Origin of the sequence: Yersinia pekkanenii (assembly GCF_001152565.1) — a bacterium.
Lineage (GTDB): Bacteria > Pseudomonadota > Gammaproteobacteria > Enterobacterales > Enterobacteriaceae > Yersinia > Yersinia pekkanenii.
On record NZ_CQAZ01000175.1, the window covers coordinates 1 to 1,218 of the forward strand.

Consider the following 1,218-nt stretch of genomic DNA (forward strand, 5'->3'; position numbering starts at 1 on the left):
GCCAGTTGCTCCACCGTTTTTCTGATATCCATCGCATTACGTCCCAGACGGTCCAGTTTGGTGACAATCAGCACATCACCATTTTCCATACGATCAAGCAGTCGGATAAATCCAGCTCGCTCACTGGCCGCCACCGATCCACTAATGTGTTCCTCAACCAATCGCTGAGGATTCACGGCAAAACCGGCAGCCTCAATTTCCCGGCGCTGGTTTTCAGTAGTCTGTTCCAGAGTGGAGACCCGACAGTAGGCAAAAACTCGTGACATAGTGAAAATTTCTGTACGGAATGGATGTACGAATTATAATGCATGTCCGAAACGAATTTTACTAACTTTCGTACATATTTGTAAGTGGGTGTACGAAACCGAACGGTTTTGGACACCATCAGGCGGCCAATGCCAGCCGCTGCTCCATGTTCAACTCGATACGGCCATACGGATTAACATGGTGGTATATCAATGGCGTCAGACCACGCCAGTCTTCTTCGGTCATTCGCTGACGCCAGGTCGGCTCCGACAGCACATTCTGGATCAATAGTGTATTGATGTAGACCAAACTGATTTGCAACAGGTGCAATGAGAGCATAGATAGCTCCTGATCCGCAGTCCGGTTGCTGGTAAATTCTCCGTGTTCGCCATAAAAAATAAAATTATTGGCGCTGTTCCAGTTTTCCACGACGTTGAGACCCGCATTAATTTCGCAACGCAGTGACTCATCATGCAAATAACGGCAGAGGAAGATAGTCTTAATCGCTTTGCCCAACTCAGCCAATGCCTTATAGGTTGGATGCTGGATGTTATTGCGGGTGAATCGCCTCAATATTGCCTCGGGTTCGGCTGTTCCGACTTTAAGTGCCGCTGTATATTTGATTATTTCGTCATACTGCTGTGCGATCAGTTCCCAGTCGATCCCCCGGGTTAAAATTGGGGTCAGGTGCGGGTACAACGATGCATCCTCCTTTTCACACACATACAGTTTCTGTCGGGCGATGGCTTTCAGGCGCGGCAGTAGATCGAACCCCAAAACATCGCTGAACGCAAAAGCCACCTCACTTTGCCCGTGGCTGTCCACATACTGGTGGTTGATCTCCATGTCAGTACAGTGGCGCAGAACGCCCTCCATCATGGCAGCCACCTCCGATGAAGAACATCGACGCAATTGTGAATAAATACATGTGGAGTGCGTGTCCACATGCCAGTAAATCATCACGCCACGCCC

The 1,218-nt window shown here is 49.3% G+C and carries 2 protein-coding genes; both read right to left on the bottom strand.

What is annotated here, in order from left to right:
* The coding region (locus AEP37_RS23770) for a recombinase family protein (RefSeq protein ID WP_049615647.1) at positions 1–266 on the bottom strand (266 nt) is incomplete at its 3' end.
* A gap of 118 nt (positions 267–384) precedes the next feature.
* Positions 385–1,218 (bottom strand): Tn3 family transposase (locus AEP37_RS23775; protein ID WP_049615648.1); only part of this gene is annotated, 834 nt, incomplete at its 5' end.